The 26,030-nt window shown below is 37.3% G+C and carries 26 protein-coding genes and 1 tRNA gene; 12 read left to right on the plus strand and 15 right to left on the minus strand.

The window, feature by feature from the left end; translation table 11 throughout:
* Positions 1-123 precede the first annotated feature (123 nt).
* Positions 124-2,112, minus strand: coding sequence for a transketolase (gene tkt, locus B9T25_RS00225; RefSeq protein WP_086186516.1), 1,989 nt, complete (start codon positions 2,110-2,112; stop codon positions 124-126).
* A gap of 851 nt (positions 2,113-2,963) precedes the next feature.
* On the opposite strand from tkt, the gene metK reads away from it, so the two are divergent.
* Positions 2,964-4,130, plus strand: coding sequence for a methionine adenosyltransferase (gene metK / locus B9T25_RS00230; RefSeq protein WP_004651638.1), 1,167 nt, complete (start codon positions 2,964-2,966; stop codon positions 4,128-4,130).
* A 55-nt stretch (positions 4,131-4,185) separates the two neighbouring features.
* Here the strand turns inward: metK and B9T25_RS00235 are convergent, their stop codons facing one another.
* Entirely contained in the window at positions 4,186-4,431 is a 246-nt protein-coding gene (locus B9T25_RS00235; protein ID WP_086186517.1) for a hypothetical protein, read from the minus strand.
* Between the two features lie 321 nt (positions 4,432-4,752).
* Between B9T25_RS00235 and B9T25_RS00240 the strand changes: the two genes are divergently transcribed.
* Entirely contained in the window at positions 4,753-4,941 is a 189-nt protein-coding gene (locus B9T25_RS00240; RefSeq protein ID WP_086187008.1) for a hypothetical protein, read from the plus strand.
* Here the strand turns inward: B9T25_RS00240 and B9T25_RS00245 are convergent.
* Both B9T25_RS00245 and B9T25_RS00250 read right to left on the minus strand, forming a co-directional pair.
* A complete protein-coding gene (locus B9T25_RS00245; RefSeq protein ID WP_086186518.1) occupies positions 4,938-5,573 on the minus strand; it encodes a LysE family transporter in 636 nt (211 codons plus the stop codon). The genes B9T25_RS00240 and B9T25_RS00245 overlap by 4 nt on opposite strands.
* A 145-nt stretch (positions 5,574-5,718) precedes the next feature.
* A complete protein-coding gene (locus B9T25_RS00250) occupies positions 5,719-6,297 on the minus strand; it encodes an FxsA family protein (protein WP_086186519.1) in 579 nt (192 codons plus the stop codon).
* A 122-nt stretch (positions 6,298-6,419) separates the two neighbouring features.
* On the opposite strand from B9T25_RS00250, the gene ruvC reads away from it, so the two are divergent.
* Positions 6,420-6,965: a crossover junction endodeoxyribonuclease RuvC gene (gene ruvC / locus B9T25_RS00255; protein ID WP_086186520.1), complete on the plus strand. Its 546-nt coding sequence runs from the start codon at positions 6,420-6,422 to the stop codon at positions 6,963-6,965.
* Here the strand turns inward: ruvC and B9T25_RS00260 are convergent, their stop codons facing one another.
* Both B9T25_RS00260 and B9T25_RS00265 read right to left on the minus strand, forming a co-directional pair.
* Positions 6,966-7,304, minus strand: a complete 339-nt coding sequence (locus B9T25_RS00260) for a hypothetical protein (protein WP_171262686.1) — start codon at positions 7,302-7,304, stop codon at positions 6,966-6,968.
* Between the two features lie 430 nt (positions 7,305-7,734).
* Positions 7,735-9,225 carry an NAD(P)H-hydrate dehydratase gene (locus tag B9T25_RS00265; protein ID WP_086186522.1) on the minus strand — a complete coding sequence of 497 codons (1,491 nt, stop codon included), beginning with the start codon at positions 9,223-9,225 and terminating at the stop codon, positions 7,735-7,737.
* A gap of 22 nt (positions 9,226-9,247) precedes the next feature.
* Here B9T25_RS00265 and queG point away from each other — a divergent pair, with 22 nt between their 5' ends.
* Positions 9,248-10,342, plus strand: a complete 1,095-nt coding sequence (gene queG, locus B9T25_RS00270; protein ID WP_086186523.1) for a tRNA epoxyqueuosine(34) reductase QueG — start codon at positions 9,248-9,250, stop codon at positions 10,340-10,342.
* Positions 10,343-10,644: 302 nt separating this feature from the next.
* Entirely contained in the window at positions 10,645-11,634 is a 990-nt protein-coding gene (gene bioB / locus B9T25_RS00275; RefSeq protein WP_086186524.1) for a biotin synthase BioB, read from the plus strand.
* Between the two features lie 58 nt (positions 11,635-11,692).
* On the opposite strand, the gene B9T25_RS00280 is transcribed toward bioB, so the two are convergent.
* The 3 genes from B9T25_RS00280 to B9T25_RS14490 all read right to left on the minus strand — a co-directional run bounded on the left by B9T25_RS00280 (position 11,693) and on the right by B9T25_RS14490 (position 13,451).
* A complete protein-coding gene (locus B9T25_RS00280) occupies positions 11,693-11,917 on the minus strand; it encodes a hypothetical protein (RefSeq protein ID WP_086186525.1) in 225 nt (74 codons plus the stop codon).
* A 952-nt stretch (positions 11,918-12,869) separates the two neighbouring features.
* A tRNA-Ile gene (locus B9T25_RS00290) sits at positions 12,870-12,946 on the minus strand.
* A 364-nt stretch (positions 12,947-13,310) separates the two neighbouring features.
* Complete coding sequence (locus B9T25_RS14490; protein ID WP_171262687.1) at positions 13,311-13,451, minus strand: hypothetical protein; 141 nt, start codon at positions 13,449-13,451, stop codon at positions 13,311-13,313.
* A 310-nt stretch (positions 13,452-13,761) separates the two neighbouring features.
* Between B9T25_RS14490 and B9T25_RS00295 the strand changes: the two genes are divergently transcribed.
* Positions 13,762-14,325, plus strand: a complete 564-nt coding sequence (locus B9T25_RS00295) for a 1-acyl-sn-glycerol-3-phosphate acyltransferase (protein ID WP_086186527.1) — start codon at positions 13,762-13,764, stop codon at positions 14,323-14,325.
* 113 nt (positions 14,326-14,438) lie between these two features.
* Complete coding sequence (locus B9T25_RS00300) at positions 14,439-15,188, plus strand: YebC/PmpR family DNA-binding transcriptional regulator (protein WP_086186528.1); 750 nt, start codon at positions 14,439-14,441, stop codon at positions 15,186-15,188.
* A gap of 117 nt (positions 15,189-15,305) precedes the next feature.
* Here the strand turns inward: B9T25_RS00300 and B9T25_RS00305 are convergent, their stop codons facing one another.
* Positions 15,306-15,776 (minus strand): Lrp/AsnC family transcriptional regulator, encoded by a 471-nt coding sequence (locus B9T25_RS00305; RefSeq protein ID WP_086186529.1) that lies wholly within the window; start codon positions 15,774-15,776, stop codon positions 15,306-15,308.
* Positions 15,777-16,114: 338 nt separating this feature from the next.
* The gene (locus B9T25_RS00310) at positions 16,115-16,879 is read right to left on the minus strand and encodes a glutathione S-transferase family protein (RefSeq protein WP_086186530.1); all 765 of its coding nucleotides are present in this window, start codon (positions 16,877-16,879) and stop codon (positions 16,115-16,117) included.
* Positions 16,880-17,431: 552 nt separating this feature from the next.
* Here B9T25_RS00310 and ychF point away from each other — a divergent pair.
* Complete coding sequence (gene ychF, locus B9T25_RS00315; RefSeq protein WP_086186531.1) at positions 17,432-18,523, plus strand: redox-regulated ATPase YchF; 1,092 nt, start codon at positions 17,432-17,434, stop codon at positions 18,521-18,523.
* 58 nt (positions 18,524-18,581) lie between these two features.
* Here ychF and B9T25_RS00320 read toward each other — a convergent pair whose 3' ends face one another.
* Complete coding sequence (locus B9T25_RS00320) at positions 18,582-19,121, minus strand: DUF962 domain-containing protein (RefSeq protein WP_086186532.1); 540 nt, start codon at positions 19,119-19,121, stop codon at positions 18,582-18,584.
* A gap of 95 nt (positions 19,122-19,216) precedes the next feature.
* Between B9T25_RS00320 and B9T25_RS00325 the strand changes: the two genes are divergently transcribed.
* Complete coding sequence (locus B9T25_RS00325) at positions 19,217-19,915, plus strand: Crp/Fnr family transcriptional regulator (protein WP_086186533.1); 699 nt, start codon at positions 19,217-19,219, stop codon at positions 19,913-19,915.
* Positions 19,916-20,011: 96 nt separating this feature from the next.
* Here B9T25_RS00325 and B9T25_RS00330 read toward each other — a convergent pair whose 3' ends face one another.
* From B9T25_RS00330 to B9T25_RS00340, 3 genes are all read right to left on the minus strand, one after another.
* Positions 20,012-22,234, minus strand: coding sequence for a TonB-dependent receptor (locus B9T25_RS00330; protein WP_086186534.1), 2,223 nt, complete (start codon positions 22,232-22,234; stop codon positions 20,012-20,014).
* A gap of 351 nt (positions 22,235-22,585) precedes the next feature.
* A complete protein-coding gene (locus tag B9T25_RS14495; RefSeq protein WP_171262688.1) occupies positions 22,586-22,738 on the minus strand; it encodes a hypothetical protein in 153 nt (50 codons plus the stop codon).
* A 239-nt stretch (positions 22,739-22,977) separates the two neighbouring features.
* The gene (locus tag B9T25_RS00340) at positions 22,978-23,460 is read right to left on the minus strand and encodes a hypothetical protein (RefSeq protein WP_086186536.1); all 483 of its coding nucleotides are present in this window, start codon (positions 23,458-23,460) and stop codon (positions 22,978-22,980) included.
* A 97-nt stretch (positions 23,461-23,557) separates the two neighbouring features.
* Between B9T25_RS00340 and B9T25_RS00345 the strand changes: the two genes are divergently transcribed.
* The 3 genes from B9T25_RS00345 (at position 23,558) to purT (ending at position 26,019) form a co-directional block, all read left to right on the plus strand.
* Positions 23,558-24,313, plus strand: a complete 756-nt coding sequence (locus B9T25_RS00345; RefSeq protein ID WP_086186537.1) for an AzlC family ABC transporter permease — start codon at positions 23,558-23,560, stop codon at positions 24,311-24,313.
* On the plus strand, positions 24,303-24,650 hold the full coding sequence (gene ygaH, locus B9T25_RS00350) for an L-valine transporter subunit YgaH (RefSeq protein WP_086186538.1): 348 nt from the start codon (positions 24,303-24,305) through the stop codon (positions 24,648-24,650). The genes B9T25_RS00345 and ygaH overlap by 11 nt, the downstream gene beginning before the upstream one ends.
* A gap of 163 nt (positions 24,651-24,813) precedes the next feature.
* Positions 24,814-26,019 (plus strand): formate-dependent phosphoribosylglycinamide formyltransferase, encoded by a 1,206-nt coding sequence (gene purT / locus B9T25_RS00355; protein ID WP_086186539.1) that lies wholly within the window; start codon positions 24,814-24,816, stop codon positions 26,017-26,019.
* Positions 26,020-26,030 lie beyond the last annotated feature (11 nt).

Consider the following 26,030-nt stretch of genomic DNA (forward strand, 5'->3'; position numbering starts at 1 on the left):
ATACTCAATGAATGGCATCACTATATACTGATTCGTACAAACTACTAGAACAATATCGTTAAAAATTCATCTCAATAAAAACGCTCCAATCTGGAGCGTTTTTAACAAACTCAATTTTTTCGATTAAGCAGTGATTTCTTTTACCGCTGCAACAACCGCATCAGTGGTAATACCAAAGTGTTGGTACAAGTCTTTTGCAGGTGCAGATTCGCCATATGTAGTCATACCAATCACACGACCATCAAGACCTACAAATTTCCACCAGTAATCGACATGCGCAGCTTCAACAGCAACACGCGCACGGATGTTAGCAGGAAGAACGGCTTCACGGTAAGCCGCATCTTGTTTAACAAATTCTTCAGCACACGGCATAGAAACAACACGCACACCTTCAAGCTGTGCATAAGCTTCCATCGCCAATGAAACTTCAGAACCCGTTGCAATGATGATTGCTTTTAATTCGCCTTTTTCTTTAGCCAATACATAACCACCTTTCGCTACGTTCTCAATTTGAACTTGAGTACGTGCTTGGAACGGCAAGTTTTGACGAGAGAAGATTAACGCAGTTGGACCATCAGCACGAATTAATGCAGATTTCCAAGAAATTGCAGCTTCAACTGTGTCACATGGACGCCATGTATTTAAGTTTGGCGTACCGCGTAAAGAGGCAATTTGTTCTACAGGTTGATGTGTAGGACCATCTTCACCTAGACCAATTGAGTCATGTGTATACACATGAATCACACGTTGTTTCATCAATGCAGACATACGAACTGCATTGCGCGCATATTCCATGAACATTAGGAATGTTGCTACGTAAGGAATGAAGCCACCATGAAGTGCAACACCATTGGCAATGGCAGTCATACCGAATTCACGAACACCGTAATGCACGTAGTTACCCGCAGGATTGTCCTGAACACCTACACAACCTTTCCAAAGGGTCAGGTTAGAACCAGCCAAGTCAGCAGAACCACCTAAAATTTCAGGAAGCAATGGACCAAAGGCTTGAAGTGCATTTTGACTGGCTTTACGTGTTGCAATCGTTTCAGCTTTTGCATTCACTTCAGCAATATAAGCATCTGCTTGAGCAACAAAATTAGCAGGTAAATCACCACTTACACGACGTTTAAGTTCAGCAGCTTCTGTTGGATATTTTGCAGCATAGGCAGCAAAAACATCATTCCAAGCAGCTTCAGATTTCGCACCTTTGTCTTTGGCATCCCACGCTGCATAGATATCGGCAGGAATAACAAACGCTTCTTCAGTCCAGCCTAAAGCTTGACGCGTTAATGCAATTTCGTCATTACCTAAAGGTGCACCGTGGCAGTCTTCTTTACCTTGTTTATTTGGTGAACCTAAACCAATAATCGTTTTACACATGATTAATGTTGGTTTTACAATTTCAGCTTTTGCTTCCAAAGTTGCAGCACGTAATGCATCAGCATCATGCCCATCAACTTTAAGCACTTGCCAACCGTAAGCCAAGAAACGTTGTTCTGTATCGTCAGAGAACCAACCTTCTACTTCGCCATCAATTGAAATGCCATTGTCATCATAATAAGCAACCAGTTTGCCTAGACCTAAAGTCCCTGCCAATGAACATGCTTCATGAGAAACACCTTCCATTAAACAACCATCACCCAAGAAACAGTAAGTGAAGTGGTCTACAACCTGAATGCCATCTTTGTTAAATTGAGCTGCTAAGGTTTTTTCAGCCAGCGCAAAACCAACTGCATTTGCAATACCCTGACCTAAAGGGCCAGTTGTGGTTTCAATACCTGGTGCATAACCTAATTCTGGATGACCCGGAGTTTTTGAATGCAACTGACGGAATTGTTGTAAATCTGCAATTGAAAGATCATAACCCGTTAAATGTAACAATGCATATTGAAGCATTGAGCCATGACCATTAGACAATACAAAACGGTCACGGTTCGGCCATTGTGGGTTTGTTGGATTGTGATTTAAAAAGTCACGCCATACCACATCAGCGATATCTGCCATCCCCATTGGAGCACCTGGATGTCCTGAATTTGCTTTTTGCACAGCATCCATTGCCAATACACGAATTGCATTTGCAATACGACGTTCATTAAGCGGGGTTGTCATAGGTCAGAGTCCAACTAAATCGTTTAAAGAAGATGATGAATAGGAAAATTCAAAGTTGTGCGTATTGTCTTAAAAAAACAGCAAGGGGTAAAGCCTAATAGTCAACATTTCAACATTTATTCGTGACTAGACATATTTTAATGCAGACAGAGCTCAATTTCACAACAGTTTTAAATATTTAACGGGTGAGCAAAAGCTTTGATTTATTTAATTTAAGACTGATAAATAATATTTTAACAATAAGCCACCTGATTTTTTTGTCAGTAAAAATATTGCTCAAAGCTTTTCCTCATCACAAGAATTATTTTGCACTTAGCTATTAATTAGTGAATTTTCATCAAATGCAGTCGTCAACTTAAGTTTCTCTTATGCTGGAATTGACTGATGAATACTCAAAAAGACACAAAAGCTGAATAAAATTCACTTTAGAGGAAATTAACTGAAAAACTCCATACCTTTTACTTTATCCTATCTATCTCATCTTATGGATTAGATATAATGGCTAGAATCTTTAGATAAGAACCAAACCACCTATTAAAAAACCAATAGAATCATGATATTTATCAATAAATACTAACAGCATGATTTATTAAAAATGCTCAACAAAAGTATTTATTCTAAAACAAATATTGTTTGCTGTACTTATTAAATATTTTCTTGATAAAATTTTGCGCCCCGGAATACTGGCTTTAAAATGCAATTTTTCCTGCTTATCAGTTTTTTAGATGCATATATCAATTAAAAAGTCGTGAAATTGAAATAATTTCAGTCATTTTGGTCGTGTAGAACTAGTCCAAAAGTCTAACTCGATGTAACATATCGGGTCTTTAAAATTAACTGTGATAGGACTTATGCGCGAGTACGCTGTATTTACCTCGGAATCTGTAAGCGAAGGTCATCCAGATAAAATGGCTGACCAAATCAGTGACGCTATTTTGGATGCAATCTTAACAGAAGACCCATTTGCACGGGTTGCTTGTGAAACGCTTGTCAAAACAGGTGCTGTAGTACTTGCGGGTGAAATCACAACAACAGCGAATGTTGACTTTGAAGCGATTGTACGTCAAACCGTAAATGGCATTGGCTATCATCATTCTGACCTCGGTTTTGATGGGACAACCTGTGCTGTCATCAACATGATTGGTAAACAATCTCCTGAAATTGCTCAGGGTGTTGACCGTCAAAAACCTGAAGATCAAGGTGCTGGCGACCAAGGTTTAATGTTTGGTTATGCAAGCCGTGAAACTGACGTTTTAATGCCTGCTCCTATTTCTTATGCACATCGCTTAATGGAAAAACAAGCTGAACTACGCCGTAATGGTCGTTTACCTTGGTTACGTCCAGATGCTAAAAGTCAGGTGACTTTTGCCTATGAGAATGGCATGCCTGTTCGTTTAGATGCGGTTGTATTGTCTACCCAACACGATCCTGAAATTACTCAAGCAGCTTTAAAAGAAGCAGTGATTGAAGAAATTGTGAAAAAAGTGATTCCTGCTGAAATGTTCCATGCAGGCACTAAATTCCACATCAACCCGACAGGGATGTTTGTGATTGGCGGTCCTGTAGGTGACTGCGGTTTAACGGGTCGTAAAATTATTGTCGATACTTACGGTGGTATGGCACGTCACGGTGGTGGTGCTTTCTCTGGTAAAGATCCATCTAAAGTTGACCGTTCTGCTGCCTATGCGGGTCGTTATGTTGCAAAAAATATTGTTGCAGCAGGTCTTGCTGATAAATGTGAAATTCAAGTGTCTTATGCTATTGGTGTGGCTGAGCCAACTTCAATTTCAATCAATACTTTTAATACAGCTAAGGTTTCTGAAGAACTGATTATTCAATTGGTTCGTGAACATTTTGACTTACGTCCATACGGTATTACCCGCATGTTAGACCTAATTCAACCAATGTATAAGCAAACTGCTGCCTATGGCCACTTTGGCCGCGAAGGTTCAGACACTGCATTTACTTGGGAAAAAACAGATAAAGTGGAAGCGCTTAAAGCATCTGCTGGACTGTAATTTTGCAATAAAAAAAAGCCCACATCATGTGGGCTTTTTTTTATTGCAAAAATATTCATTGCTTATTTCCCTCCCCTTCTTGTAAAACAGATAATAATGAAATTTGAACTGGTGTCTCTTGATGATCCTGTAAATAAACATGGACGACTTTAAAGACAATTACTGCTGCTAAGCAAGTTAAACTACAAAAAATCCAGAAGCCATACGGACTTCTAATATTATGTGAACCACAATTTGTACATTCTTTATCAGTGGATTCAACAACCCGATTACAACAAGCACAATGGTATTGATATAGCATAGGGGGTGCTCCTACATTACGCATTTTTGTTTTTATATTTCCATCATGATGCATGATGATATGCAATATTCATACAATATATGTGAGTCTATCTATGGATACAATACTGTTTATCCATACCCCAAATAGCCTTTGAGAATATTTTTCCAAATTTCCGATATAAACTCTTTATTTATATTAAAAAACATAGCTACATAGCAAACTTATATGACATTGTTTGTAACATAATGGAATAAATCAAAATTTAAAAATTAACGTGGTAAAACCCACATTCTCTTTATCTTTTTGGTTAAAATAACAAGCAATGAGCTTGAGTTTATAATCATGCAACTGATTAAAAAAGGTGGTTTACGCGAACGTGCAAACCGTAGCCGCAGTTACAAAGGTTCAGAAAATACTGAAACCACATTAAAACCAAATCGTTACTCTCAAGTTAAAAAGAATGAGGAAGTAGCGACGGTTACTCCCCCACCTATTCAAATAACGGATAACGCTACACAACAGAACTAGAGCAGCGCCAACACGTCATACCACAACCAAAGGGCAAAAATCAGGAATAATCCACCTGAAATAATATCGATACAATGGCCTGAGCGCTGATATGCCCGTTTAATTTTAGGCATGGATAAAATCAGCATTAACCCTGTAAACACGATAAAAGTCTGAACTGGAATAATCAGCGCCAACTGGGCTTTTAAATGACCCGATGCGGCAGAACTTAAAGCTAAAGAGAATACGCTGCTAAAATAAAGCAGTGTTTTAGGGTTAGCTAAATTGGTCATCAACCCCAACAAAAAATAATTTTTCGTATCTAATACAGTCACTTTTACGTCTTCATGAGCTAAGCTTTGCTTACGCTGTTTCAAACCACCATTTAACATTGCCCAGCCCATACGTGCCAAAAACAATCCCCCGACCAACATTAAAATTTGTTGTATCCATGGAAACTGTTCGATCAGCACAGTAAAGCCAAGCAGCGTTAAGACCACCCAAACCACAATACCGACTGAAATACCCAAAATAATTTTTAACGTAGTCGCCCTTGAAGTTGATGCTGAGCTTTTAGCAATCAATAAAATATCAGGGCCAGGGCTCAGTTGTACAATAAAATGGAGGGTGCAAATGGTCAAAAGCAAGGACATAGAAATACGGAAGAGTTTTTTAAAAGCATATTATATCGGTTGTTCAATTTTTTGCATGCCCCTACCCTAGATTCGGCCGATAAAAATAAGGACAATAAAAAAGCCGAATTATCATAATTCGGCTTATAAAAAGAGATAGATAAATTTATTTATTTACGTCTTTCATTTCAATTGTTTTAGCATCAGGTGTGATTTCACGTGCTTCACCATCAATAATGTTCGAATCCTGACGTTGTGAACCACCTTGTTGCTGCATATCTTGCATTTGGCGCATTAAGTCTGCAAATGGGCTTTGACCTTGAGCACCGCCACCCATACCATTCATATCGCCCATCATGCCACCCATCATTTTATCCATCATGGCTTGCTGACGTTTTGCCATCGTTTTCATCATGGCATTTTTAAAAATATTTTGAACACTTGGAATCAAAATTAATACAGCTAAAACATCGGTAATCAAACCGGGAATAAGCAAGAAAAATCCTGCTAAAATTTTTGGCAGATTTGAAGTTAACGTAGGATCACCTGTCATTTGTCCCATACGCATTTGCTGCATCTGAGGCATTAAACCTACCGAATATTTACGAATCAAGTTCATACCCATAAAAAAGGCAGCAATAAACCAGAAAAATACGTACCACATACTGCCGACGAGGTCACCCACGCCAATCCAGACAAATACTTCTAGAATTAAGCCAGCCAAAACAATAAGAAATAATTTCATAAAAATTAATCTAATCCCAACAAAATAAATAGGGTGCAATATTCAAGTGCTCAATCAGGATCAAGCTTTTTTGATACGCTTATGTAACAATATGGGCATTATTCTATTTTTAAAGTCTTTCTATGTCATTAATTATTGGTATCGATCCGGGTTCTCGCTTAACTGGCTACGGTATTATCGAAAAAAATGGGCAAAAATTGACTTTTGTAGATGCAGGAACCATTCGCACCGAAACACCAGAAATGCCTGAACGCTTGAAACGAATTTTTGCTGGGATTGAACGTATTGTTAAATTTCATGGTCCAACGGAAGCTGCGGTCGAACAAGTATTTATGGCACAAAATCCCGACTCTGCTCTTAAACTGGGGCAAGCTCGTGGTGCAGCCATTGCCGCTTTAGTCAATTCTGACGTGCAAGTGGCTGAATATACTGCTCGGCAAATCAAACAATCTGTTGTCGGTTATGGTGCCGCAGATAAAGACCAAGTTCAAATGATGGTGATGCGTATTTTGAATTTAAGTATTAAACCACAACAAGATGCTGCCGATGCTTTAGCCGCTGCAATTTGTCATGCGCATGCTTCAGGCAGTATGAGTAAAATGGCCGTGTTAAATGCTTTAGGCGGCATGGCACGTGGTCGCAGTCGTTCTAGTAGTAGAAGACGTTAACTAACTATTTTGAAGATAAGGCGCAAAATCTTTGCGCATTTCTCGAAGTGACGGTTGTTTGGGATAAGTAAAAGTAACCCTGCGCCCAAAGTTTCTCATATTCTTTTTCTGTTTGGGATCAATTCGGATTAAAACCAATTCATCTGGCTGATGACCATCACTCACTTCACAAATCATAATGCTTTGGCTTTTTTCAATCACCTGATATTGATTAAACTCTTTCTGCACAATTTCCTTAAAAGATATTTTGCTTGAGCTTGCATTCGCACGTTGGGTATAAATCACCAGAAAAATACAAAATACGACAACTATCGCCACGACCCAATATTTATCCATCATTTTCACCTTATATTAAACTTCTTTCGTAAGTCATTTTTTGATCAATACAAATATTTCGTAAAGCAAAATTAAAAATAAATTTTAGCAGGTATTGGATTCATGAGTGTGGCATGAATGCCACACGTTTCCCATCCTTGCACTGCATTTTAAAGCAGTGCTTAAAACCAGCTCAGGATGTCGTGTATGGGGAACAAAAGGTTTTCCTTGCGGACTCAAAATATATTTTGAGATCTTCATTTTGATCTTTCAAAAGTAGCGATAACGCCTACGCAAAGATATAAAAATTAAATTAATAAAATGAGGCCATGCTGATTTTAAATAATTAAAAATTGAACATTTTTGATTTATACAAGGTAGCTATTTTTTATAACAATTACCTTTAATACCATATCTTCAATGCGATAAAACTTAGATGATGAACTTGATGGCTTTATTCATTATCATGCCGCATATTAACCACATGATAAACGGCTTCATTCATATGATGTGCCTGCAACCCACGCATCCCTTTTGCAGCCAACCAATCACCTGCCAAAGCATGTAGCGTCACAATTTCATGTAAATGGATTTGATTACCCCATTGTGCTTTTAAGCTTGCAATCATCCCTGCCAATACATCCCCCATCCCACCTGTTCCCATCCCAGCATTGCCCGCAGTACAAATCCAGAGTTGATCTTCTAAAATAAGACTTCCCGAACCTTTCAGCACCCACTGCCCTGCATACTTTTCTTTTAATGCATGAATAGCTGCCATTCGATCATTTTCTATGTCTTGAATAGAGCAGTTTAACAACTTTGCGGCTTCACCGGGATGCGGTGTTAGATATGAATCTGCTTTTATTAATTCAGGATGATCGGCTAAAAACCAAAGTGCATCTGCATCTAATACGGCATGCAAATCGTCAGTAGCATTTATTTTCGGGAACCATTTGAAATATTGTTGTTCTGACCACGAATCACGTCCTAAACCCATACCAAAACTGACAGCATTAACATGATCAAGTAAATGCTGAATCTCAGCTTCAGTCAAAACATTAATATCACGCAGCATAATATTCGGTGTACGCGCTAAAATAGCCGTGTGATGTTTCTCATGGCAGACAATGGTCACTTTACCTGCACCTGCACTAAAGGCCGCTTCGGCAGCCATCATCACTGCACCGCCCATATCGGCATGCCCACCCACCACAAGTACATGACCATAACTGCCTTTATGACCAAAAGCCTCACGTTGCGGCAGTGTAATTGCCGTTTTAGAAAGTTGCGCGAGTGGTTTTAATGTTGCATCTGTAGGAATTAGGGAAATGACCTCCATCTGACCTGCAAACTCTTTCCCTTGCCCTGTAAACAATCCTGCTTTTAGACCCAAAACGGAATAGCAATAATCGGCTTTAATCGCACAAGGTAAGGGCTGCCCAGTATTGGCGTGTAAGCCACTCGGAATATCAACAGCTATTTTCAAGCCAGTTTGAGCATTGATGCTTTGAATAATCCGCTGCCAATCTAAGCTCAATTCACGGTTTAAACCAATACCAAATAACGCATCGATATAACAGTCATATTGTTTTTGAAATTCGAAACCAGCATAAATCTTGATTTCTGCATTTACAGCTTCTTGATAAGCCGTATGTAAATCGGTTGATGCCCCTAATTCAGCTGTATAAATTTCCACATCAAAACCAAATTGTTTTAAATATTTTGCAGTTAAATAACCATCACCCGCATTATTACCCGGCCCACAACACACAGTAATATGTTGTATTTGACGTTGTTTTAAAATAGGAAATAAACGCTGCGTAATCATCCAAGCAACTTGCTGCATCAAGGCATAAGAACTGTTTTGTTTGGCAAACCAACGTTGCTCCCATGCTTGAATACTTTGGCTATGATAAACAGGGCTATGGTAAACTTGTTGATGCATTGTTCTTCCCTTCTTATAAATTATGGCTTCATCTACAGCGTCACAAAAAATTCCTTTAGATCAAAATGATCCTGAGGCACTCAAAGTATGGATTAAAGCGCAAGCTTTGGAATTAGGCTTTAGTGATTGTGTCATTGCCAAACCAGATGCTCAAGAAGAATTGCCACGCTTTAAGGAATATTTAAAACGTGGTTATCATGGTGATATGAAATTTTTGGAAGAAAATTTAGAAAAACGTGCTGATCCAACCTTGCTGGTTCCCGGCACCAAAAGCATTATTTGCGTACGAATGAACTATTTGGTGGAAACACCTAAACCTCGCTATGTCCCAGATGAACCTAATTTAGCCATTATCGCGCGCTATGCCCGTGGTCGGGATTATCACAAAGTCATGCGTGGTCGTTTAAAAACATTAGCCAGCAAAATTCGTGAAAAAGTGGGTGATTTTGAATCACGTCCCTTTGCCGATTCGGCACCAATATTTGAAAAGTCTTTAGCAGAAAATGCAGGTATGGGCTGGACAGGTAAACACACCTTATTGATTCACAAAAAATCTGGTTCATTTTTTGTATTGGGTGAATTATTTACTTCACTTGAGCTACCTTTTGACTCCCCCACAACCAAACATTGTGGTTCTTGCACGGCTTGTATCGACATTTGCCCAACACAAGCCATTGTTGAGCCTTATATGCTTGATGCACGTAAATGTATTGCTTATTTAACCATTGAATATCAGGGCATTATTCCCGAAGAATTACGCCGTGGTATTGGTAATCGTGTATTTGGTTGTGATGACTGTCAGCTGATTTGTCCGTGGAATAGTTTTGCGAAGAAAGCCACGATTGAAGATTTTAATCCAAGACATGATTTAGATCAGAGTAATTTACTGGATTTATGGCATTGGGATGAGCCCACCTTTTTAGCCAATACTGAAGGTAGTCCACTACGACGCACGGGTTATCAAAGTTTTATGCGTAACATTGCGATTGGTTTAGGTAATGCCCCTTTTTCTAATGAAATTATTGCAACATTGCAACAAACACGTGAACAATATGATGAGATTGTGCAAGTCCATATTGATTGGGCAATTCAAGAACAATTGAGCAAATCCTGTTAAACTTAAAGCAAAATAAATGACGTTTTTTTCATTTTTGGATTTTTTAGATATTAGCAAAGTTTCAACTGTAGAAAAAAAATAGTGTCCAGTTCACAACAACTTTTCAAATAACACTAAAAAAACATTGTGACTATATTTACAATAAACAACATTACTTTGTAACTAAATTATCAATCTCATAATTTACAATATTTACAAAAACCAATCGATAGATACTATAATATTTGGTTTTTTATGCCTTTAGATTTCATATAAATTAGGTATGATAAATAATAAATAATGATGATTATGGATTTTCACCAATGAATGTACGCAATGACTGGTCACGCGAAGAAATTCAGGCTTTATATAATCAGCCCTTTTTAAATTTAATTTTTGAAGCACAGCGCATTCATCGTGAACATTTTGATCCAAATACTATTCAAGTGAGCACACTGCTTTCAATCAAAACAGGTAAATGTCCTGAAGATTGCAAATATTGCTCACAGTCAGCTCGTTACGATTCAAAACTTGAAGCTGAAAAACGTATTGCTGTAGATAAAGTTATTCAAGAAGCAAAAGAAGCATTAGCTTCTGGTTCTTCACGTTTCTGTATGGGTGCTGCTTGGCGTAATCCACACGAACGTGATATGCCTTATGTATTAGAAATGGTCAGCGAAGTTAAAGCATTGGGCTTAGAAACTTGTATGACCTTAGGCATGCTGAATCAATCACAAGCTGAACGCTTAAATGAAGCAGGACTAGATTATTACAATCACAACCTAGACACATCACGTGAATACTACTCAAACATTATCACTACACGTACTTTTGATGACCGTTTAAATACCTTAGATTTTGTCCGTCAAGCTGGTATGAAAGTGTGTAGTGGCGGAATTGTTGGTTTAGGCGAAACCCAACAAGATCGTATTGGACTATTGCATGAACTGGCAACTTTAGCCATTCATCCTGAATCTGTGCCTATCAATATGTTGGTTCCAATTGAAGGTACGCCACTTGCTGATGTTGAAAAACTGGATGTAACAGAATGGATTCGTACGATTGCTGTTGCACGTATTATTATGCCAAAAAGTTATATTCGCCTTTCTGCTGGACGTGAGTCTTTATCTGATTCTGATCAAGCCTTAGCATTTATGGCAGGTGCGAACTCTCTTTTCTCTGGTGAAAAGTTGTTAACAACTCCAAATGCAGGTGAAGGCAGAGATAAACAATTATTTGATAAATTAGGTTTAGTTGCTGAAAAAGCCAAGCCATGCCTTCAAGAATTATCTGTAGATGCAATGGCAAGTTAAGTTATTCATTTTAGCCGTTTGTAAAAAAGCCCTTTATGGGCTTTTTTATTTGCTTCAATTATTCTGCAAAGTTATGTGCCGTAATTAAAATACCATAGCTTGCATTCAAATAATCCCCCACTCGAATACCGTCGCTCCCATTGACATGATACACCACCAACTCTTGCGTAATCGCATCATAAGTGAACGAATCAAAACTATCTTGATGATGGCATAACCACATCAATGTATCTGGCAAATATTCATCTACAATATAAGTTTGCGCTTTAAAATCTTTGTTCATTGGCATCATTTCTATCTTGTTGCGGTAAGATTATTGCTTTTACGTTATAAAAGGCTTTGTTGCACAAAGTGACCATAAGCAATTTATTCAATTCTATAATTTTCAAATGACGAAGCCAACGCCTAAAACCGACCATACAATCAATTGCTGTGAGTACAATTAAGAATTTAAAAATTGTGAGAATCTGACTATTTAATTTTTTGATTCCCATAGCGACAGATATGCCAAAGCACGAGGCAAGCAAGCTCAGAAAAAGTATTCAAATGCAGCATTTCAATAATTTTAATATTTAAAATCCTAAAAACAAATAAAATAATGTTGTCCAACTAAAAATTAAAAATATTAAAGAGCAATCACATACAACCTTACTTGTTTATTATTACTATTTTTTGTTTCCTAAAAACCAGAAAGTGAGCTTAAAGCCCACTTTCTATCACTATAAATTAAAGTTATTTATTGACCCTGCTTTTTCTTCATTCCCAATGTTCCCCTATTTCTTCCATGTGCTCATGTTTATAAACATCGAAACAAAACAATCTTAGTAGTAATTGAAACATCTTCTAAATTTCCTTCTGCTTGTTTTTTAAATTATGCTTACTAAAAATACATTTCATCCTAAAATGTATCATATGATTAAAAAATCACCTTTATTTATTACCATATTTTTTAAATAACGCAAACAACCTTTACAATAATTATTATAGTAATTTGTAAAATCAAAGCGCATTTTAATACTAAAGTGTGAGTTAGTTATTATTCTACATTGGTGAGATTCGAGAAGTGATAAGATTTATGAGATAAATATTTGAGTAGATTCGTTAAAATCCATTCAGTGCAGAATGAAAAATAAAATAGTGTAAAATAAGCCAAAAACTCACACTTATATAGCACCTTATACATTCAGATATTAAAAAACCACTTACGATTAGTACACGTAAGTGGTTGTTTTATATGGTGGGCCCACCCTGACTTGAACAGGGGACCAACGGATTATGAGTCCGCTGCTCTAACCAACTGAGCTATAGGCCCTTATAAACTGAATTTGTTATATATCAACAAGTTCAAGCGAGGCAATACTAACGAAAATTACTTCAAAAAACAAGCATTTTTGTTTCCACTTGCACAGTAACACAACAATTATTTCACACTTTTATTTTGACGCTTATCTTTTAATCAAGTCTTAAGAGCATCCCCAATATTAACCTTGATATTTTTGATATTAATGCAGAAAATTCATTGTATTCAATAGATCATAAATAGCAACATATCTACCCGAATATTGAAATTAGCCGCTGACAAAGCAATTATTAATTTATACCTATAAAGTCTAAATAAAATCATTCAACGACAATGTAAAATATAATGCTTTAAAAATAAAAGTAGAAAAATAATTTTAAAATAATTTAAATTTTCGCCTGCTATAAGAAGCAAAGTTACGTGCTTTACGAGATTCCACACAAATTTCGATCAAAGACCATACAACCACCAACATAAACAGCCCCAAAGCCCATAGAAAAGCTGAAAAATACATCATTCTTTTCCTTCCTTATTAAACATATGCCAAAGTGGAACAACTTGTTCAGAAGCCCTCATCTTAGACAAAAGTCTAATAGGTATTTTTTAATCTGAATAGGCATTTTAAGTCAAAATTAGGTCTTAATTTATATCATCTTATTTATTTTAAATATTAATTAACGCCCATTTATATATAAAAACAATGAATACAGCCATTTCACCAATACATAGACAAATGTATTTATTTGTCATTTTAAGCTTATATGCTCTTGACTCTAAATCAGAACAAGCAGAAATTAGCCCACTTTGATATTATCTAATTTCTTTCTATGCTAAAAAAATTTATTGGTGAATCTGCATTTAAAATTGCAGGATGGAACTACCATATAGAGCCAGATGTGCTTGAAAATAAACAAGTGATTGTTGGTTTTGAACATACGTCTATGCTAGATGCAGTTCTGTCTCTGGCTCTGTTCCAAATTTTTGATATGAAAATTCACACCCTCATTAAAAAAGAATTATTTAAAGGGCCAATGAAACCATTATTAGAAGCGCTTGGAGGAATTGCAGTCGATCGTAAATCCAATCAAGATATTGTTGCGCTTATGGTCGAGCATTTTCAAAAAAATGAAAAATTCAACTTGGTTATTGCCCCAGAAGCCACTCGCGCAAAAGCAGGTGAAGCTCGACGTCCGATTCGTACAGGTTTTTGGCATATTGCTAAAGCAGCGGGTGTACCTATTGTTTTAATGTATGCCAATTCAAAAACCAAACAAGGTGGAATCTTAGGAAAAATATACCCAACCGAGATCAACCATGACTTAGCGTTACTAAAACAGCTTTATAAAGATAAGGTTGGTTTAGACATTATTATTCCTGAAGCTAAAAACTAAGTTCTATTTGTTTAAAAACTCAAAAGCTAGCCCTTTCTAAGAAAAAACAGCTTATGGTAGAATTTAGCACATTCGATTAGGCATAAAGCCAATCTACAAGGAGCATATTTCGCATGGCGGGTCATTCCAAGTGGGCTAACATTAAGCATCGCAAAGCAAAACAAGATGCTAGCCGTGGTAAAGTTTTTACCAAATATATTCGTGAATTAACCACAGCTGCAAAACTCGGTGGCCCAGATGCAGGAAGTAACCCTCGTCTACGTGCTGTTGTTGAAAAAGCATTATCTGTAAACATGACACGTGATGTGATTAACCGTGCCGTTCAACGCGGTGCTGGTGGTGAAGATAACGACGATTTAAAAGAAGTTACCTACGAAGGTTATGGCGTTGGTGGTGTTGCAGTATTGGTTGAAACCATGACTGATAATCTAAACCGTACTGTGCCTGATGTTCGTCACTGTTTTTCCAAAACCAATGGTAATTTAGGTACAGCGGGTTCGGTTGCATATCTATTTACTAAACGTGGTGAAATTACTTTTGAAGATGTTTCTTTAGAAGATAAAATTATGGACGTTGCCTTAGAAGCTGGTGCTGAAGATATCGAAGTCGGTGAAAATGAAATCTTAGTCATTACTACACCTGAATCTTTTGGTGATGTTCAAGATGCTTTAACTGCTGCAGGATTAAAATCTGATAATGCTGAAGTGGTAATGAGCCCGTCAACCAAAGCTGAAATCACGGACATTGATCAAGCAAAAATGATCTTAAAAATGATTGATATGTTTGAAGACCTAGATGATGTTCAGAACGTTTATACCAACGTTGAATTCTCAGATGAAGTTTTAGAACAATTGGATGCTTAATCCTAGAAGTTCATTTTAAACTGCTTATAAAAACGCACGAATACGTGCGTTTTTATATTTCATATCATATAGGACATTTAAAACCATCTAAGGTTTGTCATCCCAACCCGTTAAATTTTATAGTTTGCTTAGTAAACCACTACAGTTAAAAACTTTATATTCTTTAATCACAAAACTAGAATGTAGCGCCACAACGTGTTCAATTTTACCAATGCGTTTGAGTAAAATTTCACTGTAATTTTCCATATCTCGCGCAATCACTTCCACAATAAAGTCTGCGGACTGTCCTGTGACTAAAAAAGCACTGATCACTTCTGGAATATTTTCTAGTTCTTCCAAAAACTTGGCAAAAATATCCGTATCATGTCGGCTTAAAGAAACTTGTAATAATACATGTAGGCTAAAACCTAGCTTTTGATAATTCAAATCCCGCTTCAACCCAGACATTATATTATTTTCAATCAAGTGCTTAATTCGACGATGCACTGAACTTACAGAAAGATTAATACGTTCAGAAAGCTCATTTAGATTAAGATCTTCATGCGTTAAAATTTCAAGAATTTGTTTATCAAAACGATCCAGTTCCATCATAAGCTCCACGATGTTTATATATTTGAGATAATGGAAAATATTTTAAGTAAAAATAAACGCTTAAACTCAATATCTCGATTACATATGAGAAATTAAGGTGATTGATATCTATTTGTAATTATTTACTTGAAATTAGAAAAAATAAAGGATTTTTGAAATTATTTTTCACCTTTTATTTCCTCAGTAAAAATATTTCTAACCTATTGGAGTTTAATGTTTTTAATATTTCATATTTTTATAGATTATTAAGATAATTTTTCACACATTAGCATTGTAAGTTTTACTTATACTTATTAATAAAATACGTACCAATGTACGTATTTTATCTTGCAATGTTAAACGCCACGCCAGTCAACACGAGCATTACGCTCAGTTTGATAAATACGTAATACATATTGCCCTAAAGGTAAATTAGTCAAAAAGGTCTTATATTGTAGAAATTCATCTGACAAATTTTCACCATGTTCTTTTTCCCATGGCGTACCCGTAATTTCTAAAATTGGCGCCAACATTGAACACACTGCAATATCTGCCAAACCCAGGCGTTCACCAACAAAATAACGTCCATGATTTTCAATTAGACGCTGATTTAAAACATCAACCAAAACATCCATACGTTGTTTTGACTCAGCCACTTTATCCGAATTAAGTTGATAACCTTTTGAAAGTATTGCTTTCATAATGGGTTTTGAATATTTTTCAAATTGACGTAAATAGCCTTTTTCACCAATCATAATATCAAGCGATTCTGCACTTTCAGTTAAAGTGTGCGCTAACCCCCAACGTCGCACATGCATGCCAAGCTCTGTCGCTTGCTCATTAATCTCTAGCGCTAAATCACGCTGCTGTAAATCAGAACGTAGCAAAGAATGTTCTGGATAAATCTGATCTAAATACAATGCAATTTTGGTCGAGTCCGCAATCCAACGATCTTGGTCACGTAAAATAGGTAACCGATTTTGCCCTGTTTTTAATTGTACAAAAGCACGATGCACACCAGGGATTAAATTATGTGCAACATAGTCTAACTCTTTATGATCGAGCAACCAGCGAGCTTTCTCACAAAAATGAGATAAAGGAAACTGGTATAAAGTTCGCATAAATTCTCCGCATTTATTTTTAGTTCTGGTCGTAAATACAACCATCAACATTAGTCGAATACTTTAGTCACCCTACCCAAGAAATACAATGTACTTTTTATTCAAAAATAAACACATAGAACTCTATACTACTTTAATTATTTTTGTCTGCATGATCATCAAAGCAAATAAAACAATCTATTAAAGTGCAAATAAGAGCATCAATAAAATCAAATTATTTTGATTTTTAAATATTTAATATCGTCAGATTGATTCAAAACCTCACACTTTATATCTTAAACATCATTTTTCATAAGCCTTACAAAAGTAAGGATTTATTCAATCCAATGACTTAATACAAATTACATGAGCGGTGATTGTGACTTTAATTATTTGAGTGATATTGCTACAAATAATTGCATGCAAGCTTGCCGACCAACTAGATAAACGCAAAGTTTAAGCCCAATTGCATTTCAGTTGTTTTCAATAAACATGAAAGCCATGACCTGACTTTGTCATGGCTTTCATGTAAAATCAGCCACAATTTTTAAATCATACGTTGTGAGTCATTTCATGGGTTTTAATTGCGGTATTGTCGGCTTGCCGAACGTGGGTAAATCTACACTTTTCAATGCATTGACTAAAGCTGCCATTGCTGCAGAAAACTTCCCGTTCTGTACCATCGAACCCAATACAGGGATTGTTCCTGTACCTGATCCACGTTTAGACAAATTGACTGCGATTGTAAAACCACAACGTGTTATTCCAACATCTATGGAATTTGTTGATATTGCCGGTTTAGTTGCAGGCGCGTCTAAAGGTGAAGGCTTGGGTAACCAATTCCTTGCCAATATCCGTGAAACAGATGCTATTGCTCACGTTGTGCGTTGTTTTGAAGATGAAAACGTGATTCATGTGAATGGTAAAATTGACCCGCTAGATGACATTGCCACCATCAATACTGAACTTGCACTTGCTGACCTTGAAGCGGTTGCCAAAGCCATCACTCGTTTATCAAAATCTGCAAAAAGTGGTGACAAAGAAGCGATTGCAGTCAAAGCGATTTTGGAAAAAATCCAACCTTTACTTGACGAAGGTAAACCAGCACGTGCAGCTGACCTTGATGATGACGAACGTAAGTTGGTTCGCGGTTTTGGTTTAATGACTTTAAAACCAACCATGTACATTGCTAACGTTGCTGAAGATGGTTTTGAAAACAACCCACACTTAGATGCTGTTAAAAAATTAGCGGCTGAAGAAAATGCTATTGTGGTTCCACTTTGTAACCAGATTGAAGCCGAAATTTCTTTACTTGAAGATGAAGACCGCGCGGAGTTCCTCGAAGCAATGGGCATGGAAGAACCGGGTTTGAACGTGGTGATTCGTGCAGGTTATTCGCTCCTTGGCTTACAAACTTATTTCACTGCGGGTGTACAAGAAGTTCGCGCTTGGACAGTTAAAATCGGTGCTACTGCACCTCAAGCGGCAGGTGTAATTCACACTGACTTTGAAAAAGGCTTTATTCGTGCTGAATGTGTAGCCTATGATGATTTCATACAATACAACGGCGAAGCTGGCGCGAAAGAAGCAGGCAAATGGCGTTTAGAAGGTAAAACTTACGTAGTTCAAGACGGCGACGTTTTACACTTCCGTTTTAATGTATAAGTAGTACCTAATATAAAAAAGCCCCGATTTAAATCGGGGCTTTTTTATGGCTATTTAATTAATTCGGTGTGATGGAAATGGGTTTGCTATCCATTTCAGCACGTAGTACATGGGCATGATCTAACATACGTTGTTCTAGCTCCTTACGAAAACCTAGCATGAACACCATCTCTGCCAAAACAAATAATGGGCCGATAGCTAAACCAATAATATCATCCATAAAGGCAGGTTTTTTCTTTTCATAGAAATGTCCCACAAACTGAAATAACCAGCCCACGACAAAAATCCCAACACTTAAGCTTAACCAAGCCATCAATTCAAGATGAGCAATTTTTAAAGCCAAAGGATACGCAGCAAACAAAACAATCAACATGATAAAGGCGAAAATACGGTCTAAACTAAAATAGTAAATAGTGGTTACCACAATAAGCCCTAAAGCCAGTGTTAACTCCATACCTGATAGTACAAACCCTGCTCTTTCGGTTAAACATAAAATTGCAAATACAATTAAAGGAATACCAATAAAATGGGTCAAAATATTTTTGTGGTCTAAGTGATATGCTGCATACTGACTAAGTAACTGTTCTAATTTGGTCATGTGATTCTTCCTTGTTACACTATGCTTCCACTATATAAAAATATGAAAGATCAAGTTGTCGGCTAAATGACAACTCACAGCAAAAAGGAATTTATGTGTTTAAAGCAAAGGATATTGATCATTTAGAAAATAATGCGTGGTTTTCTCAACTACCACCTATATTCAAAGCATTTATTTTGAGCCATGCTGTTCAACAAAATTTTGACAAAGAACAAGCCATTTTCCATTCGGGCGATGCTTTTAATGGTCTTTATGCTGTTTTAGATGGCTCTGTCCGCTTAGGCTATATTGATATTGAAGGTAAAGAGTCGGTGGCTGCAATTGTGGAACCGATTATGTGGTTTGGTGAAATATCTTTAGTCGACTCCCAGCCTCGCTCGCACAATGCCATCGCCATTCAAAAAAGTTTAATTTTGCATATTCCAAGTGGCGCAATTCAAAAACTACTCAAAGAACAGCCCATTTTCTGGTATCACATTGCGCAATTAACCAGTCAAAAATTGCGTTTTGCTTTCTTAGAACTAATTTCAATTCAAACTCAAACGTTAAAGCAGCGTTTAGCCCAACGCCTGATGTTTATTTTAAATGGTTATGGTAGCCATCTCATGATTGAAAAAAACACCATTCATTTATCTCAGGAACAATTGGCGCAGATGCTGACGTGCTCTAGACAAACGGTAAATCAGGAGTTACAGACTTTGGAAAAGAAAAATATTTTACGTCTCTCTTTTCGGAAAATTGAAATCTTAAACCTTGCAGAATTGCATCGTATTGCCCATGTTGTTGCTGAATAAAATACACATTAAATATGCCTTTTAACCAAACATAAAAAGCCACCTTAATTAGTAAGATGGCCGGATGCTGATTTAAACATGCTTTAACATTGTAGCTTAAAACTCATAATTCACACGCAGTAAAGCACTTCGTGGAGTACCCGGCATTGAACTTGAACGCCAGTATTCTTTATCGGTTAAATTGGTTAAGGCTAAAGTGACATTCCAAGGATTTGCGCTATAACCAATGGCAGCATCTGCTCGGTTAAAACCTTTTAGTTTCTTGGTATTTTCTACATCACTCCATGAATCGCCAACCTTGGTCACGCCAATTTCAGCATACCATTGCTCTGTAGGTAAATAACGGACAAAAAGATTTCCTGTTTGCTTGGCTGTTTCTTTTAAACGATTGCCCACCAGCTCAGGTTTTTCTTTATTTTGTTTAACAGTCGCATCCAAGAAACCATAACCACCACGGACGTAGACATTGTCCAATACGCGACCAATAAAGCTAAACTCTGCACCGCGTGACTGATGCTCACCACCGACAGCCCAAACATCGGGTTCTTTATCCACATCTGGACGATAACGAATATTATGTTTACGAATATCATAGATCGAAAACTGCGTCGTTAAGCGTTCATCCATCCAATCACTTTTAAGCCCAATTTCATATTGGTCACTGTATTGCGGTTCAGCATCGAAGGTATTTAAATTCTGTGAAGCGCTGATAACGCTCACCCCCATTTGACCACCAAATGGTGCAAAACTTTTACTATAAGATGCATATACACTTTGTGATTCAACAGGTTGCCAAACAACTCCAACATTTGGACTGACAGATTGATCACTCACAGTACGCTTATAATCACGATCAGTTTCAGACTTTAATTTATTGCTGGTTGAATTTTTATAATGATCATAACGCAGCCCTAGCATCAATTTAACTTCTGGAATAATGGTGATTAAATCCTGTGCAAACACCCCATAACTTGTCCCTTGATTATAATTATGCTGAGTAATTAACGGATTGTCTGCCCGATTGCTAAAACGATCTCCCGTTAGCGGATTAACAAATCCATAAATTAAACTGCCATCGCTATTTTTATTGGATAGTTTTGGTTCCCGTTGCTCATAAGATGCATCTATGCCAAGCAACACTTGATGTTGAAATGATCCTGTATTAAATTTACCTTTTACATCAAATGTTGTTGATGTGGTTTTATTGCTGGTCTGTTGCCAATAATAAATTTGATCAATATATCCTTTGTAGCAACCTTTATTTGTTGCGGTGACTGGCTTATCTGCGGTACACATTTTACCTGAATAAAAATGGTCAAAATCTTGATCAGCTTGTCTATAACTAGTAGCCCAGTGTAACGTCCAGTCTGGTGCAAAGGTGTAACTCAAATCGGAACGTAGAGTCTGGGAAACATCATTTACATAATCACCGTCCTGAGCAAAACCCATGTCACGTGAAGTTCCCACTGGTAATTCAGCAAAATTAGGGCCGCGATCCGGAACACGATGTAAGCGGTCATAAGTATATTGCCCTGTCCAGAGCAAACCCTTTTGATTATTAAAGCTCACACTGGGTGACAACATCAGTTCATCACTGCTAATGCCTTTACGGAAACTATCCGTTTTATAAACATCGGTAGTTAAACGCGCAGCCCATTGATCAGAAATAACCTGATTTACATCTAAAGTCGTTCCCAGATGATTAAATGAGCCGGTATAAATTCCAACACTGCTTTTCGAGTCAAAATTGGCATATTTACTGACCATATTGATCACGCCTCCTCCTGCACTTCGCCCATACAGTACAGAAGCAGGACCTTTTAATATTTCAATACGTTCAATATTGGCTGTGCTACGTCGTACTTGCCCACTTTCACGCACACCATCACGGTAAATATCACTCATGTCTGCCTGAAAACCACGGAGCTTAATTCCGTCGCCACGCATATCATAGGACGTATCAACACCCGGTGTTCCTTGAAGCATGACGCTTAAATCATTCGATCCATAGATTTTATATTTTTGTACATCTATCGTATCAATGGTTTGTGGAATATCTTTTTTATCCAAACCATTACGCGTCACACTGGCTTGTTTGTAGTCGACATAGGTTTTTACAGGATCTTGTGCACTCATCGCTTCAATGGCAATGGTCGGAAGAACAGCTGTTGTTTTATTGGCTTCTGCCGAATCAAAATGTTCACCGGAAAAAGTGGAATGAGCACACGCTATCATTAAGCTCAGTAGACTCAACTTTAGAATTCGATCTGAATGTGCGTGTTTAAAAGCTAAATGTGGATGATCAAAAAAAGATGGCATAAGCTGGAGGCATGGTAAAATTTACCGAATACTAATATAAATGATAATTATTTTCATTACTAATTATATACAAAATCTCCATTCTTTATCCAAGTTATTCATTTTATTTAAAATTAACCCCCAATAGTTTGTTCTTTTTTTCAACAGCACATCATCTAATTAAACTTTGCTCTTATTTAAGCTGTCTATTTGGCATAGACAAAAAAAGCCTTCTCGTCAACATTATGGCTTAAAGCGGCATAATCAACGATTGAACTTTTTTGCTGAAAAGACTTATACCCAATATGAATCAGCTTTTCACATATCTGTCACCACATTAAATGCAGAACAAAAGTGTAGACCTTTTCTACTTTAAGATAACAACTGACATACATTCACCTCATCAAAACCATTACTACAAGGCGCTATATCTTGTTCGACATTTAAAGATGCGGCAGGAATCATCTGTGCTTTTCCTGTCGTAGCTGTAGTTTGAACGCTACTACATGCACTCAGAAGAATCATTATATTTATTGAAAAAAACACTTTATTAAACATATTACCCACCCTATCAATTTAATAATTTCAAAAAAATAATGATTTAATACTTATTATTATACATTAAATATCGTTTTATGATAATTTAATATATTTATTGAGTTATCACCCCACCCTATTATTCATTGTTTAAAACTATAAATAAAAATATTTCCCTCAAAAAATTCAGATCAAAAAAACGAGGCCATTGCCTCGTTCTATCTTCATCAAACCCCTTTCTTTTTAGGGTCCGTGTTTCCAAGTTCAGGGTGATCTATTGCACCTCTACATTGTGCTTTATCACGCTCATAATCGGCTTGTTTTTGTGCCACCGAATTTGTTTGATCAATACTTTCACGCGCCCAAATTTCTAAACTGGTTAATGCTTTACGGCATAACGCATATTTACCTTCAGTCACAGAATCCGTCATTTTGACATTAATGCGCCAATCGGTACTCAACTTACGGGCAGGTTTACGGACTTGATCTTCTAACAGATCCAGTTTTTGCGCATAAACCAAACCATCCACTTGATTAATAAAGTCCCAAGCGTGTTGTGCATAACTGGTCGCATCATTGGTGAGTTTAGGTGCAGACTTAATTTCGACTTTCTGCTTAGGTTGTTCTGAAGAATGACCACAAGCTTGCAATGCAAAAGTACTGCACAGTACAGAAACCATCACTATTACACGTGATTTGAACGCAAACATATCAGCTGCCTATACAAACATTTCGGTACTATGCTAGTGAATTCGAGTAGAATACTCAATCACCATTTACCCCATTGTTTAACTCTTTAGGTGTATCGTGTCTGAGCACAAAATCCCTCCAGTACAACCTGCTGGCTTTTGGCAAGGCGCTAAAGATAGTCAAGCCATTATTTTTACTTATCTTCCCGTTTCTTTTGCGTTCGGTGTTTCAGCAACACAATTTGGCTTTAGCTCTTGGGAAGCACTATTTTTATCTTGTTCGATGTATGCCGGAGCCAGTCAATTTTTAGTGGTGGCTTTACTCGGTAGCGGTACATCTATTTGGATGACAGCATTGACAGTCATTGCTTTAGATATCCGCCATGTGCTTTATGGCCCTGCCTTACAAAATTTAATTCAAGATAAATTAAACTTAAAAAAAACGGCTATTTGGTCATGGGGACTGACTGACGAAGTTTTTGCCTCGGGTATGATTAAACTATCGCAGCGTCGTCAAGAATGGTCTGAATCTTGGATGCTGGGTTTAAGTTTATTTAGTTGGATGTCTTGGGCTTTAGGCTCTTTTTTGGGTGGCTTATTTGCCGACCAAGTCAGTTCTTTACCACAGTTTTTACAAGCAGCTTTAGACTTCTTATTACCTGCACTATTCTTAAGTTTCCTGCTTGCCGCATTTGAAAAGAAACATACTTTTATTGTTGCTGTGTGTTTAATGGTTTCAGCCATCACCTGTTATTTTATTAATTTATCCGCTGCTATTTTTATTGGGATTTTATCGGGTATTTTGGCGGGCTTATTTAAACACTATATTTTAAAACAACATGATGATGAGTTTGGAGCACCACATGAATCTTGAAATCATTTTGATCGGCATTATTGTCGGGATTGCGAATTTCATCTCTCGTTTTGGTCCATTTTATGTCATGCAAAAACATCAACAGAACTCCCCAAAACGCGGTTCAGTTTGGATTAAAATTGCATTAGGCAGTATTGGCATTGCCGCAATTAGTTCAATGCTCGTAGTTGCAACGTTGCCACCCCTGATGGAAACACCCAATAAAAGCGTTGCCATGCTAGTCGGTTTTATCACTTTAGCAGGACTGTATTTAAAATTTAAGCAAATTGTCACTGCAACACTTACCGCCGCTGTGGTCTATGGTTTGGTTTATACCTACCTGCCCGTTTCATTTTAAATCCTTTATACAAGTTCCTCTTTTACAAAGAGGGATTTAGGGATATTTTAATAAAATTTATCAATAAAATTGTTAGACAATATCATTATTTTATATGAATCAGCCCTTAACAGCGAGAACAGTTCTGCTATGCTAAAAGCCCACTTTAGCAAGGACGATTTATATGAGCGTGACCATTGGGACCCCCCTTCAATCTTCTGCTTTTAAAGTTTTATTGTTAGGTTCGGGAGAATTAGGTAAAGAAGTGGTGATTTCTTTACAACGTCTAGGTGTAGAAGTCCATGCTGCTGACCGTTATGATCATGCTCCTGCCATGCAAGTTGCACATTATTCTTATACTTTAAATATGGCAGATGCCGAAGAACTCAAACAACTGATTCAACAAGTAAAACCGCATTTAATTATTCCTGAAATTGAAGCCATTGCGACACAAGTTTTAGTCGACATCGAACAACAAAATATTGCCACTGTTATTCCTTCTGCAAAAGCAGTTAACTTGACCATGAACCGTGAAGGCATTCGCCGCCTTGCTGCTGAAGAATTAGGTTTACCTACATCTGCTTACCGCTTCGCTGATACATTGGAGTCTTTCCGTGCAGCTAGTGATGATATTGGCTATCCAAACTTTGTAAAACCTGTGATGTCTTCTTCAGGTAAAGGTCAATCACGCGTTAAAAGTTTTGACGAGGTTGATGCCGCTTGGGAATATGCGCAAACAGGTGGTCGCGTAAATCAAGGTACCGTCATTGTCGAATCGCAAATTGATTTTGATTTTGAAATCACCTTACTAACAGTTCGTGCTAAAAATGCTGAAACAGGTGAAATTGAAACCCAATACTGCGATCCAATCGGACACCGTCAAGACTCAGGTGACTATGTCGAAAGTTGGCAGCCTCAAGCCATGACTCCAACGGCATTAGAAGAATCAAAACGCATTGCCAATAAAGTCACAATCGCCTTAGGCGGCTGCGGTATTTTTGGGGTTGAGCTATTTGTCAAAGGCGATAAAGTATGGTTTAGTGAAGTATCACCACGCCCGCATGACACAGGGCTTGTGACTCTTGCTTCACAATTTCAAAATGAATTTGAATTGCATGCACGTGCTATTTTAGGCTTACCTGTAAATACAACACGTCATAGTGTGGCGGCAAGTGCTGTGATTTACGCAGGTGTGGATGATCACGATCTTTCATTTTCTGGCTTAGATCTTGCTTTAGTAAATCCAAACACCGATTTACGCCTGTTTGGTAAACCCGAAGGTTTTAAACGTCGTCGCATGGGTGTTGCAACTGCACGTGCTGAAACAACCGATCAAGCACGTGAACTCGCACTACACACCGCAACTCAAGTCACTGTTCAACAAAACTAAAATGTAACCTT

This window comes from Acinetobacter sp. ANC 4470, from assembly GCF_002135335.1.
Taxonomy (GTDB): domain Bacteria; phylum Pseudomonadota; class Gammaproteobacteria; order Pseudomonadales; family Moraxellaceae; genus Acinetobacter.